The 15,464-nt window shown below is 38.2% G+C and carries 14 protein-coding genes and 1 tRNA gene; 7 read left to right on the top strand and 8 right to left on the bottom strand.

Features of this window, described 5'->3' with window-relative positions:
• The first annotated feature begins 15 nt into the window (after positions 1 to 15).
• On the top strand, positions 16 to 768 hold the full coding sequence (locus NBG71_RS05390) for a MipA/OmpV family protein (RefSeq protein ID WP_250916603.1): 753 nt from the start codon (positions 16 to 18) through the stop codon (positions 766 to 768).
• A 100-nt stretch (positions 769 to 868) separates the two neighbouring features.
• Here the strand turns inward: NBG71_RS05390 and NBG71_RS05385 are convergent, their stop codons facing one another.
• Both NBG71_RS05385 and gapA read right to left on the bottom strand, forming a co-directional pair.
• Positions 869 to 1,753 (bottom strand): D-hexose-6-phosphate mutarotase, encoded by an 885-nt coding sequence (locus tag NBG71_RS05385; RefSeq protein WP_075673880.1) that lies wholly within the window; start codon positions 1,751 to 1,753, stop codon positions 869 to 871.
• Positions 1,754 to 1,868: 115 nt separating this feature from the next.
• Complete coding sequence (gapA, locus tag NBG71_RS05380) at positions 1,869 to 2,864, bottom strand: glyceraldehyde-3-phosphate dehydrogenase (RefSeq protein ID WP_023581959.1); 996 nt, start codon at positions 2,862 to 2,864, stop codon at positions 1,869 to 1,871.
• A gap of 343 nt (positions 2,865 to 3,207) precedes the next feature.
• Here gapA and msrB point away from each other — a divergent pair, with 343 nt between their 5' ends.
• The gene (msrB, locus tag NBG71_RS05375) at positions 3,208 to 3,645 is read left to right on the top strand and encodes a peptide-methionine (R)-S-oxide reductase MsrB (RefSeq protein ID WP_075673879.1); all 438 of its coding nucleotides are present in this window, start codon (positions 3,208 to 3,210) and stop codon (positions 3,643 to 3,645) included.
• A gap of 81 nt (positions 3,646 to 3,726) precedes the next feature.
• Positions 3,727 to 4,008 carry a YeaC family protein gene (locus tag NBG71_RS05370; protein ID WP_036912841.1) on the top strand — a complete coding sequence of 94 codons (282 nt, stop codon included), beginning with the start codon at positions 3,727 to 3,729 and terminating at the stop codon, positions 4,006 to 4,008.
• A gap of 106 nt (positions 4,009 to 4,114) precedes the next feature.
• Here NBG71_RS05370 and pncA read toward each other — a convergent pair whose 3' ends face one another.
• The 3 genes from pncA to sppA all read right to left on the bottom strand — a co-directional run bounded on the left by pncA (position 4,115) and on the right by sppA (position 7,905).
• A complete protein-coding gene (gene pncA / locus NBG71_RS05365; RefSeq protein ID WP_075673878.1) occupies positions 4,115 to 4,759 on the bottom strand; it encodes a bifunctional nicotinamidase/pyrazinamidase in 645 nt (214 codons plus the stop codon).
• A gap of 22 nt (positions 4,760 to 4,781) precedes the next feature.
• On the bottom strand, positions 4,782 to 5,804 hold the full coding sequence (ansA, locus tag NBG71_RS05360) for an asparaginase (RefSeq protein ID WP_075673877.1): 1,023 nt from the start codon (positions 5,802 to 5,804) through the stop codon (positions 4,782 to 4,784).
• A 244-nt stretch (positions 5,805 to 6,048) separates the two neighbouring features.
• Positions 6,049 to 7,905, bottom strand: coding sequence for a signal peptide peptidase SppA (gene sppA, locus NBG71_RS05355; RefSeq protein WP_109418817.1), 1,857 nt, complete (start codon positions 7,903 to 7,905; stop codon positions 6,049 to 6,051).
• A 546-nt stretch (positions 7,906 to 8,451) separates the two neighbouring features.
• On the opposite strand from sppA, the gene NBG71_RS05350 reads away from it, so the two are divergent.
• From NBG71_RS05350 to NBG71_RS05340, 3 genes are read left to right on the top strand one after another with little or no spacing between them, the layout of a single operon-like run.
• Positions 8,452 to 9,003, top strand: a complete 552-nt coding sequence (locus NBG71_RS05350) for an NAD(P)H nitroreductase (RefSeq protein ID WP_075673875.1) — start codon at positions 8,452 to 8,454, stop codon at positions 9,001 to 9,003.
• 16 nt (positions 9,004 to 9,019) lie between these two features.
• On the top strand, positions 9,020 to 10,063 hold the full coding sequence (selD, locus tag NBG71_RS05345) for a selenide, water dikinase SelD (protein WP_075673874.1): 1,044 nt from the start codon (positions 9,020 to 9,022) through the stop codon (positions 10,061 to 10,063).
• A 4-nt stretch (positions 10,064 to 10,067) separates the two neighbouring features.
• Positions 10,068 to 12,029, top strand: coding sequence for a DNA topoisomerase III (locus NBG71_RS05340; RefSeq protein ID WP_196563565.1), 1,962 nt, complete (start codon positions 10,068 to 10,070; stop codon positions 12,027 to 12,029).
• Positions 12,030 to 12,091: 62 nt separating this feature from the next.
• On the opposite strand, the gene xthA is transcribed toward NBG71_RS05340, so the two are convergent.
• Complete coding sequence (gene xthA, locus NBG71_RS05335; RefSeq protein ID WP_075674383.1) at positions 12,092 to 12,898, bottom strand: exodeoxyribonuclease III; 807 nt, start codon at positions 12,896 to 12,898, stop codon at positions 12,092 to 12,094.
• Between the two features lie 447 nt (positions 12,899 to 13,345).
• Here xthA and NBG71_RS05330 point away from each other — a divergent pair, with 447 nt between their 5' ends.
• A complete protein-coding gene (locus NBG71_RS05330) occupies positions 13,346 to 14,209 on the top strand; it encodes a LysR family transcriptional regulator (protein ID WP_075673962.1) in 864 nt (287 codons plus the stop codon).
• Positions 14,210 to 14,242: 33 nt separating this feature from the next.
• Here the strand turns inward: NBG71_RS05330 and NBG71_RS05325 are convergent.
• Positions 14,243 to 14,327, bottom strand: a tRNA-Tyr gene (locus NBG71_RS05325).
• Between the two features lie 255 nt (positions 14,328 to 14,582).
• Positions 14,583 to 15,431, bottom strand: coding sequence for a formyltetrahydrofolate deformylase (gene purU, locus NBG71_RS05320; protein ID WP_069368973.1), 849 nt, complete (start codon positions 15,429 to 15,431; stop codon positions 14,583 to 14,585).
• Positions 15,432 to 15,464 lie beyond the last annotated feature (33 nt).

Below are 15,464 nucleotides of genomic sequence, written 5' to 3'. Positions count from 1 at the left end.
ATATGGAAAATCATCGTGAGTAATAAGAAGATTATCATTTCTTTAGCCGTTATCGCAGGGCTTAGCACACCAGCAGCATTTGCTGGCGAATGGTCAATAGGTGGTTCAGTCTTAGCGCAAGTCACTCCTTATAAAGGGGCTAAATCAAAAGATTATTTATTACCAGTACCACAAGTTAACTACCAGTCAGAAAACTTCTATTTCGCAACGTTAGCTGCAGGATATTACCTGTGGAATACACCTAAAGATCAGCTTTCTGTTGATTTGCACTATTATCCTCAGGCTTATAAACCAAGCGATAGTGATGATGAGCAAATGAAAAAACTGAATCGTCGTCGTGACACCATGATGGGTGGCTTTACTTATAAACACCACGAATCATGGGGTAGCTTAAGAGCGATCATATCGGGTGATATGTTAGGAAAAAGTAACGGTATTATCGCTGACGCGGCTTATTTATATCCTTTTGAATTCGGTAACTGGTCTTTACAGCCGGGTGCTGGTGTTGTTTGGGAAAACAAAAAACAAAACCGTTATGCTTATGGAATTAGTCATGCAGAATCACAACGCAGTGGTTTAGCAGAATATACGCCAAATGATAGCTGGAGACCTTATGTTGAAATCTCCGCTAATTATAAATTTGCTGAAAAATGGAATTTCTTTGCGATGGGGCGTGTTGATCATTTACCAAGTGAAGTGAAAGACAGCCCTATGGTGAATAAATCTGTTACTGCGATTGTGTGGACAGGTGTGACTTACACATTTTAATTAGCAGAAATCTGACTAGAATTTAGTGAGATTAATGATGATAAAAAAGCTTCGATTTAAACTCGAAGCTTTTTTTATTGTGTAAGATGCCAGCAATATTTTATTTTTCAGCAATATTCTTACGAACACGGACTACCAAAGATAAACGGCCGGGATGAACGTTATCTGGTTTTAATGGCTGGTGGATGCGTGCGGTTTCTACACAAGCCATTTTACGATAACCGCCAGAACTCATATCTTTCATTGAACTTGCAAGCTCCGCGCCGGGGTTCCAACACACGACATCACTATGATGATAATGATGAACTTCAATTGTACGATCCCAACCATCATCATGAATGAGATTGAAATCATCAGGCTCCGTATAAAGCCTGTCAGTGCGTCCATTAAAGCGTAATGAGGTTTCATCAGTGTAAACCTCTTTATCTGCCACTGTGTCAATGTAGTGGCCTCCTAGGCCGGTTACAGAGACATTATCGATATCACTCACATTAAAGTAAGAGTGAAGAGCAGCTGTCGCTTCATAATCACCATAAGATTCTAATTCAACCTCACAGGTTGCTCCTAATTTAAAACGAGCAATAACAGTAAAGGGATGGGGCCAATATTTTTGTGTTTGTTGACTCTCTTTTAATGTCATGGTGATGAGGACACCATCATCTTGTTCTGTATGAGCACTAAACTCCCAAGGAAGAATACGTGCAAATCCATGACTTGGTGTACCTGCTGAAGCAAACCAAGGCCAGCAAATAGGGATACCACCACGAATGGCAACACCTGGAGTGAAGAGAGAGGCTTCACTTACCCAAAATACAGGATGTTCTTGTGCGGGCTGCCAAGCGATTAAATGTGCGCCTTGAAGGCTGATAGCTGCGCGTACTTTAGGGTGTGAAATAACAAGGATAGGAAGTTCGCCTAATTGCCGACGACTTAAGTAAGGGGATATTTGTTCAATAATCGGCAAAGAAAAAATTTTCTCATTCATTATCTTATGACCTTTATGTCACTGGCTATTTCAATACAATAAACTGACTGGCTAGAAAATAAAAGAGCCACCGAAACGGTGGCTCTAAAAGAAATCGTGACTTTCTAAACTCTAATTATTTAGAGATATGAGAAATCAGATCCAGAACTTTGTTTGAATAACCAACTTCGTTATCGTACCAAGCAACTAATTTAACAAAGTTGTCATTCAGAGCAATACCTGCTTTAGCATCAAATACTGAAGTCAGAACTTCGCCATTGAAGTCAGTTGAAACAACTGCATCTTCAGTGTAACCCAGAACGCCTTTCAGTTCGCCTTCAGCTGCTGCTTTGATAGCGTCACAGATTTGAGCGTAAGTTGCTGGTTTTTCCAGACGTGCGGTCAGGTCAACAACAGAAACGTTAGGAGTAGGAACACGGAAAGACATACCAGTCAGTTTGCCGTTCAGTTCAGGGATAACTTTACCTACAGCTTTAGCAGCACCAGTTGATGAAGGGATGATGTTCTGGGAAGCACCACGACCACCACGCCAGTCTTTTGCAGATGGGCCATCAACAGTACGTTGAGTTGCAGTTGTTGCGTGAACAGTAGTCATCAGACCTTCAACGATACCGAAGTTGTCGTTGATAACTTTAGCTAAAGGCGCTAAGCAGTTAGTAGTACAAGATGCGTTAGAAACGATATCTTGGCCTGCGTATGATTTATGGTTTACGCCCATTACGAACATTGGAGTGCTGTCTTTTGAAGGGCCAGTCAGAACAACTTTTTTCGCACCAGCTTGGATGTGTTTACGAGCAGTTTCGTCAGTTAAGAACAGACCAGTTGCTTCTGCAACAACGTCAGCACCGACTTCGTTCCATTTCAGATTTGCTGGATCTCTTTCTGAAGTTACGCGGATGGTTTTACCATTAACAACGAGGTGGCCATCTTTTACTTCAACAGTACCGTTGAAACGGCCATGAGTTGAATCGTATTTCAGCATGTATGCCATGTAGTCTGCGTCTAACAGATCGTTAATACCTACGATTTCGATATCTGAACGTTCTTGAGCAGCACGGAAAACGATGCGGCCGATACGACCAAAACCATTAATACCTACTTTGATAGTCATATGTATTCCACCAGCTTTAATTTAGTGAATTAAAAAGTTGCTTCTAAAGTTACCAAAACCGCGCCAATCGTCAAGCGGAATCGTGTCAATAATTGCAAAAAATCAATTAAAAAAACACTTTTCGCTTAAAGATTGGTCGTTTTAGCTAAATGTTACGCTGTGTATTATCGGGATCAACGCCGATAAATGAAGTTACCTTTGCTCTATTATGTGAAATTCATCACATTTCAAAAACTAAAGATTACTCTTGATGATTTTAGACTATATTTTTCAGATTTGTTGTTAAATCTTTGTTATTATTCACTGTTGTTTTAAAAAGCATTTTTCTGGGCAAGAGGTCGATATGGCAGATAATGAAAAGAAAGTGAATATTTCAAGTAATAACAATCACCTTGATTTATCAACACTCAACGAAATGCAACGTTATGTGACGCAACAGCAAGGCACAGAACCTCCGTTTAGTGGTAAATTATTACACAATCGTCAAACAGGTATTTATCACTGTTTATGTTGTTCGGCTCCTTTGTTTTATTCAGAAACAAAATTTGATGCTGGATGTGGTTGGCCTAGCTTTTATCAACCCGTTAGTGATAATGCAATTCGCTATATTGATGATTTTTCTCATAATATGAAAAGAACTGAAATACGTTGTCAGCAATGTGATGCACATTTAGGCCATGTTTTTAATGATGGCCCAGCCCCTACAGGGGAGCGTTATTGTGTCAATTCAGCATCTCTTTCATTTACGAATAGTGAAACAGGCGAAAAACAAATCGGTTAACCCAGTTAAATTAACAAAATGATAACAATAGAAAAAACGATTCAGCCATTTCAATAGATTATTTAGTTTATGGAGCAATCAATGGAAGTTAATGAACTTATTTCGATGGTAACCCCTGAAATTTACCAACGTATTTCAACCGCAGTTGAACTGGGTAAATGGCCTGACGGCGTTGCATTGACTGATGAGCAAAAAGAACATTGCATGCAGATTGTTTTATTATGGCAGGCGAAAAATAATCACACACCTGAGCATATGACTGTGGGAACTAATGGGCAGATTACCATGAAGAGCAAACAAGAATTAAAAGCTCAGTTTCAATCTGAACGTTTAGCAACACTAACACCAATGGATGATGACTAAAACGTGTATTGAATGAATAGAATCGAGATAAAAAAGGGGGGTTATTAACCAAACCGGTTAAAATTAACCCCTTTTTTGTTTTATGAAGATGAAGAAAATAACGAACCTATTGATTGTTACGATTAAGCCAATGTGCTGAATCAATTAATACCGCACCTTGTGCCCGCATCTCTTCTAGTGCTTTTTCGCTGTCATCATCTTGAATATTTACGCCACGACAACCATCTGTAATTACGGTCACATGATAACCTAACTGTAAAGCATCCAGTACCGTATATTTAACGCAGTAATCCGTAGCAATTCCTAAAATATAAAGATGTTTTATATTCAGAGTCTGCAAAAGAGTATGCAAGCCCGTCTGATATTCATGGTCGTTATCAAAAAAGGCACTATAACTATCAATAAGACGATTTTGCCCTTTGTAAATAATATGGTTTATTAGTGCTTGGTTTAATTCAGGGTGAAATGCAGCACCATAAGAATTTTGTACACAATGCACAGGCCACCATACTTGTGGTAATCCATTAAGCGTTCCAATTTCTCCTACAACAGTGCCTGAATTTTCAGCAAAGCTAAGATGATCGGCTGGGTGCCAATCTAAACTGGCAATAATGGGATTTTTAGATAGCTTAAAATCATGAATAAGTTGGTTGGCTGTTTGTATCACTATATCGCTTTCATTAACAGCTAATGCACCACCAGTACAAAAATCGTTTTGTATATCAACCAATAACAGTGCAGAATTTTTCACCAATTTTACCTTTAAATTAAACTTAGTCGTTATCGTCTAATGTCATTTCACCGCGAAGGTTTTGTTGCATTAGTCGGCAGATCTCTGTGTAATTATATTGTTGGCTAAGGAGATAATGCAGTTTAGTTAATGTTGCTTCAAATGTCATATCAAAGCCACTGATCACACCCACTTCCGCTAATGCCTGACCTGTTGCATAACCTTCCATATTTACTCGACCAGAAATACATTGCGTAAGGTTGATAACAACAATGCCACGCTCAGTTGCTTCACGTAGGGTTGAAAGTAGAGCAGGATGCGATGGTGCATTACCGACACCATAAGAGCGCAATATTAAGGCTTTTACAGGTTGCATTAAGATATTTTTAACAACTTCATCTGAAAGACCTGGATAAATGGTGACAACGCCGATCGGCTGAGGCGTAATATTATGTGCAGTAAATTCGCCTTTTCCTTTTGGAAATGAATTAATTTTAAATTGTTTAATATTAATACCCGCTTCTAACAGTGGGGCGCTATTGGGTGATGCAAAGGCGTTAAAACCATCTGCATGGGCTTTTACTGTGCGGTTCCCACGATACAGCGTGTTATTAAAAAATAGCGCCACTTCATTAATTGGGTGATGTGCTGCGAGGTAAAGTGCATTTAATAGGTTTGTTTGCCCGTCAGAACGTAAGGCTTCTAAAGGAATTTGAGAGCCAGTAACGATAATCGGTTTGCTAAGATTCTCAAACATAAAAGAGAGTGCTGATGCGGTAAAAGCCATGGTATCTGTACCATGAAGAATAACGAACCCGTCATAGTTGTGATAATTTTCATTAATATCATCAGCAATGGATTGCCAATCTTCTGGTGTGATATTTGAAGAATCAATTAAAGGAAGGTGCTCTTTAATTGTAAAATCAGGCATCTCCTCACGGTGGAATTCTGGCATTTTAGCTAATTGGCGTTGTAAATGCCCTGATACAGGAATATAGCCATGTTCAGAATGTTGCATACCAATAGTACCGCCAGTATAAACAACGTAGATTGATTTCTTTTGCATCAGACAAAGCACTCTTATTAAGCTGTGAGAAATACCTGATTATAGGGAGTTTGCAGAATAAAAAAAGGAAAGGATGCTAAAAAAAGAAAATAGAGACTGACTAATATCTACTTTAAATCATTGTGTTAAAAATAGTTTGAATATAGACGAACAAAAAGCATTCATCAGAATATCATTCTATCAAAAGCCAGAAAAAGGAGAGAAATACACCTGTTCAGTGTAAACAGGTGTATCAGTGGAAAGACTATTGAATATCACCACAAGATAAACAATACGCATAGCGATTTAGCGGATCGTTCATATTGCGATAAAACTCTGTCTGTGTTTTAACTTCTTTTAAAACAGGCGCAGGAATATAAGCTTGTAACGGATCAGGAAGAAGTGCTTTTGCATTAGACGATAAGCTCATAATGATTTGCTCAGAAAGGCTTAATTCTGGTTTCATCCAATCAATAACAGGTTGGTCAATTTTTGCCATTTTAGCGACTGCATCAATAGCATCATCAAAGTCACCAAACTCATCAACTAAACCGACATTCTTTGCATCTATTCCTACCCACACTCGGCCTTGAGCAATACGATCAATTTGAGCGGGTGTTTTTTTACGAGATTCAGCCACTAAATTAAGAAACGTTTTATAACCACTTTCAATATTGAGCTGTAAAAGCTCTGAAAATTCTTCAGGTAGTTTATTTGTGACAGATAATCCGGCTAATGGTGAAGTTGTGACACCATCAGTATAAACACCAATAGATTCTAAGCTGTTCTCAAAAGTATTAATAACGCCAAAAATACCAATCGAGCCAGTTAATGTTGATGGGCTAGCAATAATCTTATTTGCAGGGGTTGAGATCCAATATCCACCTGATGCCGCTAAACCTCCCATTGAAACAACCACATGTTTTTTCTGTTGTTTAAAGGCGGCAATTTCACTACGTATTTGCTCTGATGCAGAAACACTACCACCAGGGCTGTTTACACGTAAGACAAGCGCCTTAATATTTGGATCTAAACGTGCTTGACGAATTTGATTAGCAATAGTTGACCCTCCCGCTGAACCCGGGATACTTTCACCATCAATAATGGCACCTTGAACAACGACTACGGCAATATTACCTTCATCATTGGCAGGTAAAGAGGAGGTTAGCGTATCAGCATAATCATAAATACTGATATTGTTAAATTGCTTGCTCTCTTTATCCCACTGGAAGGTTTCTGTCATATCAGCTTCAAATTGAGCATATGAGCTTACAGAATCCACTAATTTACGATTTAGCGCATAAGTTGCGTTATCCCCATCCGCATTACGTAGCTGTGCAATCATCTCTTTTGCACCAGGGAAAACATCTTCTATGGTAATGCTACGGTTTTCTGCAACTTGGGTTAAATATGTAGACCATAGTGCATTAACTAAACGTAATGACGCTTCTCGAGATTCCGCAGACATGTCATTACGCATTAATGGTTCAACCGCAGATTTATACGTTCCGACGCGGAAAATATGAGTACTCACCTTTAAGTTTTCTAACAGTGTCTTGTAATAGAGATTTTGAAAGCCAAAACCATAAACACCCACAGCACCTTGAGGTGTGAGATAAATTTTATCAGCATAAGAAGCGAGATAATATTGTGGCTGATTATAATAACCGCTTACTGCAAAAATTGGTTTGCCTGTCTTTTTAAATTCATTAAGTGCTTTACCAATATAATTTAGCGAAGGTTGGTCTGCGCCTGCAAATTCATCAAGTTTGAGCACCATACCTTTAATTTTTGGATCTTGAGAGGCGAGGCGTAGTGTATCGACAACTTCAAATAATGAATTTTCTTGGAGCTGGCTACTAGAAACACCTAAAAGCTCACGTCCAACTTCACCTAAAGGATTTTGGGTTGCCGTTTGGTCAACAATCACACCCTTAAGGTCAACAAGAAGGGCACCTTCATAATCCATTGGTTTTTGTGCTTCTTTGCTAATTAAGAAAATACCAATGACCATAAAAAGAAGGAAAAAGAAAATAACGTTTAAGATTAATTTCCTGATAAAGTTAATGGCTTGCCAACTAAATTTTAATATTGCGCCGATTAACTCCATAATTTTACTCATATTATCTCCACATCATGTAAAGCTAAATTTTAATCCTAAACAGTCATGCTAGAATTATTGGTAAGCAGGCTACATTCACATAATCTCATACTATTAAAACAAAAAATATTGTTAGTAATAGAGAGAATAGCAATAACAATGAAGGAATATTCTAATATAGCTCTTATTGAATGTCTGTCATTGATTTTTAAGAAACCATTGATGATAACTTTTTGCTTAAGGTGTTGTTAAGTAAATATTTACCTTATGTCAAAATAGCGAAACAATTTCACACAAAAAGGGTTTAACGTAATATAGGAATTTGTCGAATTAAAAAGAAAATAAGAACCAAGGCCAGTATAAATTAACTGAGGTAAACTAAGGTTAATCATTTTATGAACAATAAATTACGATTAAATAACCACACAGCGGATTTTTAGAAAAATTCCCGCCTAAATCTATGGATGGTGGTAATATAACAGTTTGTTATACTGCGAATTGATAAGAACTGTCCATCCCCATAAGAATGGGATCTTGCTAAAATAAAATGCTGACAGGAGAATAAAAATGGATGCATTAACACTGCTTTTGAACCGCCGTTCAGCTTCCCGACTGACTACTCCAGCCCCTGATAGTGAAGCCCTCAATACTATTTTACAAGCCGGTATGCGCGCGCCTGATCATGGTGCACTTAAACCTTGGCATTTTATTGTGATGCAAAATGAAGGTATAGAGCGTTTTAGCCAATTACTGCATAAAGCCGCGGTTGTGGGTAATTTAGGGCCAGAAGTTGAAGAAAAAGCAAAAAATGCACCTTTTCGTGCCCCATTAATCATCACTGTTATTGCGAAAGTGAAAGATCATCCAAAGGTTCCTGAATGGGAGCAAGTTGTCGCTGCTGGTTGTAGTGTTCAAGCAATGCAAATGGCTGCGGTTGCTCAAGGATTTGGGGGAATTTGGCGTTCAGGTTCTTGGACTCATGATGCAGTGGTAAGAGAAGGACTTGGCTGTGGTGAACACGACCAGATTATTGGTTTTCTTTATTTAGGCACGCCAGCCCTGAAAGCGCCAATGACGGTTTCTCCTGCTGACTTAACTGATTTTGTGACTTATTTTTAAAAAAGGATGGCATGTTATGTCTGAAGCAATTCGTTTAACACAGTACAGTCATGGTGCAGGTTGTGGTTGTAAGATATCACCAAAAGTTTTAGAAACCATTTTACATAGCGAACAAGCTAAATTTCATGATCCTCATTTACTTGTAGGTAATGAAACTAAAGATGATGCAGCTGTTTATGATTTAGGAAATGGTACAGGTATTATTAGTACTACTGATTTCTTTATGCCAATCGTTGATAACCCTTATGATTTTGGGCGTATCGCTGCAACAAATGCAATCAGTGATATCTTTGCGATGGGGGGGAAACCTATTATGGCGATTGCTATTTTAGGTTGGCCTATTAATAAACTTGCACCTGAAATCGCGCGTGAAGTGATTGAGGGTGGCCGAGCAGCTTGCCAAGAAGCAGGAATTTCACTGGCTGGTGGTCACTCAATTGATGCACCAGAACCTATTTTTGGCCTTGCAGTAACAGGTGTTGTGTCTGTGAGCAAAGTGAAGAAAAACAGTGAAGCTAAAGCAGGATCTCAACTCTTTTTAACTAAACCTTTGGGGATTGGTGTATTAACAACCGCTGAGAAGAAAGGTCTGTTAAAACCAGAGCACCAAGGTTTAGCGACAGAAATTATGTGCCGTATGAATAAAGCTGGTTCTGATTTTTCTGATATCGAAGGTGTCACTGCAATGACTGACGTTACAGGATTCGGTTTATTAGGGCATTTAAGTGAGATTTGTGACGGCTCTGGTGTACAAGCCACTATTCATTTCTCTCAAGTACCAAGATTACCAGAAGTAGAGTCTTATATTGAACAAGGCTGTGTTCCGGGGGGGACAGGGCGTAACTTTGAAAGTTATGGTCATTTAATTGGTGAGATCACTGAAATGCAACGTAAATTACTTTGTGATCCGCAAACATCAGGTGGCTTATTATTAGCAGTATTGCCTGAAGCGGTTGAACAAGTGAAAGAGGTTGCCTCACGTTTTGATATCGAATTAACTTCTATTGGTGAGCTAACCGCGCCAGTAGCTGGAAAAGCGTTGATTGAAGTGACTAACTAAAGTAATGAGATTATTTATTGCAGAAAAACCCAGCCTTGCTCGTGCTATTGCTGATGTATTGCCAAAGCCTCATAAAAGGGGCGATGGCTTTATTCTTTGTGGTGATAACCAGTATGTGACGTGGTGTGTTGGTCACTTACTTGAACAAGCTGAGCCGGATGCATACGACCCGCGGTACGCCCGCTGGTCGTTAGATGATTTGCCTATTATTCCTGAAAAATGGCAACTCAAGCCCCGAGCTGATGTTAAAAAACAGCTAGAAACTATCAAAACACTACTTAAGCAGGCAAAAGAAGTGATCCACGCGGGAGACCCCGATCGTGAAGGTCAGCTTTTAGTCGATGAAGTGCTTAACTATTTAAATATCAGCGAAGATCAAAAGAAACAGGCGCGTCGTTGCTTAATTAATGACTTAAACCCAGCAGCAGTAACGCGTGCTATTGATAAGCTACGTTATAACCATGAGTTTGTACCATTGTGTGTATCGGCTTTGGCGCGAGCAAGAGCAGACTGGCTTTATGGTATTAACATGACTCGAGCCTATACGCTTTTAGGTCAACGCAATGGCTATCAAGGTGTATTGTCCGTGGGGCGAGTACAAACACCAGTATTAGGCTTAGTGGTTCGTCGAGATGAAGAAATTGAAAATTTTGTGCCTAAAGATTTCTTTGAAGTTAAAGCGCATGTTGTAACACCTGCCGATGAACGCTTTACCGCGATTTGGCAGCCAAGCGAGCATTGTGAACCTTGGCAGGATGAAGAAGGGCGATTATTAAATCGTAAGCTTGCAGAGCATGTTGTTGAGCGAATTAAAGATAAACCTGCCAATGTAACGGATTATCAAGATAAGCAAGAATCTGAAATAGCACCGCTTCCTTTTTCGCTTTCCGCATTACAAATTGAAGCCGCAAAACGCTTTGGTTTAAGCGCACAGCAAGTCTTAGACACATGCCAAAGGCTATATGAAACGCATAAATTAATCACTTATCCGCGTTCTGACAGTCGTTATTTGCCTGATGAGCATTTTGCTGGTCGCCATGCCGTTATTAATGCGATTAGCGCACATGATGCAAGCCTATTACCGCAAGATACCTTAGATATTGATAAAAAGAATCGTTGCTGGGATGACAAAAAAGTTGATGCCCACCATGCAATTATTCCAACGGCAAAAACGGGTAATATCTCATTAAGTGAAAATGAGAAGAATATTTATTATCTCGTGGCTCGCCAATATCTAATGCAATTTATGCCTGATGCTGTTTATCGTAAATGTGTTATTGAACTTGATATTGAGAATGGCAAATTTATCTCTAAAGCACGTTTTTTAGCGCAAGCAGGCTGGAGAATATTATTAGGTGCTAAAGAGCAAGATGCCGAAAATGATGGCTCTGCATTGCCAGTCGTGGCGAAAGGTGATGAGTTGCTGTGTGAAAAGGGAGAGATTGTTGAAAAGCAAACGCAGCCACCAAGACCTTTTACTGATGCGACATTGCTTTCTGCTATGACAGGAATTGCGCGCTTTGTTCAAGATAAAGAACTTAAGAAAATCCTAAGAGCGACGGATGGATTAGGTACTGAAGCGACAAGGGCGGGAATTATTGAGCTGTTATTTAAGCGAGGTTTTTTGCAAAAGAAAGGACGAGCCATTAACTCAACTCCAGCAGGTAGAGCATTAATTCATGTATTGCCAGATATGGCAACTTTACCGGATATGACGGCACATTGGGAATCGATACTCACGCAAATTAGTGAGAAGCAATTTAAATATCAAGATTTTATGATGCCATTAAATAACACCTTGATAGAGTTGATTACTCAAGCGAAACGTCGCCCGAATATTCAAGCTTTCAGAAATCTTCCCGCACAGGCGCATAATAAAAAGCGTAAGGCAGCAACTAAAGGAAGTAACAAAGCAGGCGCTACAAAAAATAAAGCGCAGAATAAAGTAGCAACAACGGATAATTAAGCACAAATAAAAGCACTTCCTGCGTTATCTCAGGGAAGTGCTTTTATTGAATTAAAATTTAATTAGATTTTAAATTCAGCCCAAACTGGTGCGTGATCAGAGGGTTTTTCCATTCCTCGGATCTCATAATCAATTCCTGTTGAAATACAATTATCCGCTAAGTAGCGACTTGCTAGAAGTAAGTCAATACGTAATCCTCGGTTATCATCGAATCCTTTAGAACGATAATCAAACCACGAGAATTTATCATCAGCTTCAGGATGTTGTTGGCGGAATGTATCTGTTAATCCCCAACCCATTAATGTTGCCAGCCATTCCCGCTCTTCTGGTAGGAAGGAACATTTGCCTGTTTTTAACCAGCGCTTCATATTATTTTCGCCAATACCAATGTCTTTATCTGTTGGGCTAATATTTAAATCACCCATAATAAGCACTGGAGAGGTTGGTTTTAAGCTGGTGGTTAGGTAATTTTGCAGATCAGCATAAAACTTTTCTTTTGCTGGGAATTTAGTCTCATGATCACGGCTTTCACCTTGAGGAAAATAGCCGTTCATGACTGTTAATAAACCCGCTGGTGTTTCTATATCAGCCATGATCATTCGGCGCTGAGCATCGTCATCATCACCCGGAAAGCCTTTACGCACTGCAACTGGCTTCTCTTTTGTGAGTAAGGCAACGCCATAATGCCCTTTTTGACCATGATAGAAAACGTGATACCCCAAAGTGCCCACTGTATCTAATGGAAACATATCATCATGAACTTTCGTTTCTTGAAGTCCAATAACATCCGGCTGATGCTTTTCTATGATTGCTTCAAGCTGGTGAGGACGAGCGCGTAAACCATTAATGTTGAAAGAGACAAATTTCATGTGACTGTAACCATTTATATATTGAATAATAGGATGTCTTATATTAGCAGGATCATAAAATGAATGTAAGCAAATCACTGAAATGATGGCACGGCTTATCAAGAGAAAGATAAAAATAGATAAAAATAAAAGTCATTAAATAGAGTGTGCTAATTTAATAAAAATAATTAATTGCATAACAAAAAATATTAATTAAGCAAACTAGAAACATAAACTAATCTTTGATAGAAGAATATAAGTATTATTATTCTTTATATGTGAAGAATGATGACATAATAAAAATAATATTGTAGTTATAAATTGTATTCATTAAAAGGAGGTAAAGGAATATTTATATAAAACTGCTTTTATATAAATTTAAATTTTAAATTAATTAATCATTATTTTATTTACATTAAATGAATTGATGAAATTATTTTATTCTACACAGCAAAGGAATGGTGAATTATGTTTTTTTCTCGTAAGTTAGAAGCCTTTATGGCTGTAGTCGAAAATGGCTCGTTAAGTAAAGCTGCACGCGTGATGAATCGCACGACACCTCCCGTCGCCAAATCTATCAAAGACTTTGAAGCCGTGTTAGGAAAGCGTTTATTCAAGCGAGAGAAGTTCGGTATGAGTTTAACCCAAGAAGGACTTGAGCTTTATAATGATTTGAAATCGCTTTATCTTCAGGAGAAAGAGATAACTAAAAAACATATCTCGGGGATCATAAACAATAGCATTCATATTTATTATGATTGGGGAAAAAGCCAGTATTTAACTCAGTTCTATCAGGCGGCAAATAAAAATTATTCTCATATAAATATCATGCGATTTTCAAAAGAAAACTTTGAAGAAATACCCGACTATGATGGTAATACATTAATATTAAGCTCGGAGAAAATTATTAGTGAAAAATTTAGCCTTCTTCATAAAATAGAAAATAAATACTTAGGTGTTTGTTGTCAAAAAATACTTATGAATAGTGTGAATAATAATATTGATAGGCTGTTAAGTGAAAATATTTGGTTATGTGATCCGGCATTATACAAGACAGCTAAGATAAAAAAATTAGAGAGTGAAATCGGGAATAGAGGAAAAGCCGTGTGTGTCAGAATAATGGATGACCTTAATTGCTGTTTACGTTTTATTCAAACGCATCATTCTCTTTTATTAACTGATGAAAACCCATTGAAAAATGAATACGAAGCAGGCTTATGTTTTATACCATTAACGCAACCTGAAATACGGTATAGCTGTTATATTTATAAATCTAAGTATCATTCAAGTGTATTGAATCGATTTTTGGATTTAATTGATAAAATGGAATAAAAAGAATTTTTAGAGAGTAAAGCTAAGAGGAGATGGTGGTGGGAGAAGGATTCGAACCTTCGAAGTCTGTGACGGCAGATTTACAGTCTGCTCCCTTTGGCCGCTTGGGTATCCCACCAACATTAAATTGTTTTGCTGTCCGTGACAGCGGGCGCAATAATACCAAATACCTGAGATCTGTAAAGCGCTATTTTGCTAAAAATCGACTGACTGCTGTAAAAATATGCGTATCGTTCAAGCTTTATGCGCTATCGTATTGATTTTAAGCAATATGATCCATATTAATAAGGGATAAAAAATAAACCGCGATATGCTTTATATCGCGGTTTACATTTAGATAGCCGTAATGTGTACGTTATTAGTGACAGAAAACTTATAAAATGATGGTTCTGTTACCGTAAACGAAAACTCGTTGTGAAAGTACCCAATATAAAGCATGGCTAAGGACATTCTTTTCAACATCTCGGCCCGCTCTCATCATATCTTCTGCAGAAAACGTATGGTCAACATTAATCACGTTTTGAGTGATGATTGGGCCTTCATCTAAATTATCATTTACGTAGTGTGCTGTTGCACCAATAATTTTAACACCGCGCTCATAAGCCTGATGGTAAGGTCGTGCACCAATAAAGGCAGGTAAGAAAGAGTGGTGGATATTGATAATTTGATTTGGGAAATTTTGTACAAATGCAGGTGTTAATACACGCATATATTTTGCGAGCACAACATAATCAGGTTTGTATTGATTAATTTGTGCAATTAATTTTTCATCATGTTGATCACGAGTTAAGCCTTCATGGCTAACAAGATGGAAAGGAATACCAAATTGTTCTACTAAATGTTTTAACGTGTCGTGATTACCAATGACGGCGGCAATTTCAACATCCAAATCACCAAATGCACTTTTCATTAATAAGTCACCCAAGCAGTGTGCTTCTTTTGTCACCATAATGACAATGCGACGACGGCCTGCGGTATTTAATTCGCGTTTTGAGCCTTGTGGTAAAGCATCATCTAAATCCGCAAGAAAGGTTTCATCATTAAAGATACCTTCCAGTTCAGTGCGCATAAAAAAACGACCTGTACGATGATCAACAAATTCACTATTTTGAACAATATTTAATTGATGTTTGTAGCAAATATTCGTGATTTTTGCGATAAGTCCTTTTGCATCAGGGCAAATAGTGCGCAGTATTTTTTTTTGAGTATTTTGGTGTTGCATGTATGGATAAATCCTTTCTTTTACTTCTGTGTT

Origin of the sequence: Proteus sp. FZP2095 (genome assembly GCF_023701425.1) — a bacterium.
Taxonomy (GTDB): Bacteria; Pseudomonadota; Gammaproteobacteria; order Enterobacterales; family Enterobacteriaceae; genus Proteus; species Proteus cibarius.
Note: the sequence above shows the minus strand (reverse complement) of the source record. Positions and strands in the feature narration are given on the sequence as shown.

Excerpts from the sequence above, each read along its gene's own strand:
- NBG71_RS05385 (WP_075673880.1), bottom strand. The coding sequence starts at position 1,753 with ATGAATGAGAAAATTTTTTCTTTGCCGATTATTGAACAAATATCCCCT.
- gapA (WP_023581959.1), bottom strand. The coding sequence starts at position 2,864 with ATGACTATCAAAGTAGGTATTAATGGTTTTGGTCGTATCGGCCGCATC.
- msrB (WP_075673879.1), top strand. The coding sequence starts at position 3,208 with ATGGCAGATAATGAAAAGAAAGTGAATATTTCAAGTAATAACAATCAC.
- NBG71_RS05370 (WP_036912841.1), top strand. The coding sequence starts at position 3,727 with ATGGAAGTTAATGAACTTATTTCGATGGTAACCCCTGAAATTTACCAA.
- ansA (WP_075673877.1), bottom strand. The coding sequence starts at position 5,804 with ATGCAAAAGAAATCAATCTACGTTGTTTATACTGGCGGTACTATTGGT.
- sppA (WP_109418817.1), bottom strand. The coding sequence starts at position 7,905 with ATGAGTAAAATTATGGAGTTAATCGGCGCAATATTAAAATTTAGTTGG.
- NBG71_RS05350 (WP_075673875.1), top strand. The coding sequence starts at position 8,452 with ATGGATGCATTAACACTGCTTTTGAACCGCCGTTCAGCTTCCCGACTG.
- selD (WP_075673874.1), top strand. The coding sequence starts at position 9,020 with ATGTCTGAAGCAATTCGTTTAACACAGTACAGTCATGGTGCAGGTTGT.
- NBG71_RS05340 (WP_196563565.1), top strand. The coding sequence starts at position 10,068 with ATGAGATTATTTATTGCAGAAAAACCCAGCCTTGCTCGTGCTATTGCT.
- xthA (WP_075674383.1), bottom strand. The coding sequence starts at position 12,898 with ATGAAATTTGTCTCTTTCAACATTAATGGTTTACGCGCTCGTCCTCAC.
- NBG71_RS05330 (WP_075673962.1), top strand. The coding sequence starts at position 13,346 with ATGTTTTTTTCTCGTAAGTTAGAAGCCTTTATGGCTGTAGTCGAAAAT.
- purU (WP_069368973.1), bottom strand. The coding sequence starts at position 15,431 with ATGCAACACCAAAATACTCAAAAAAAAATACTGCGCACTATTTGCCCT.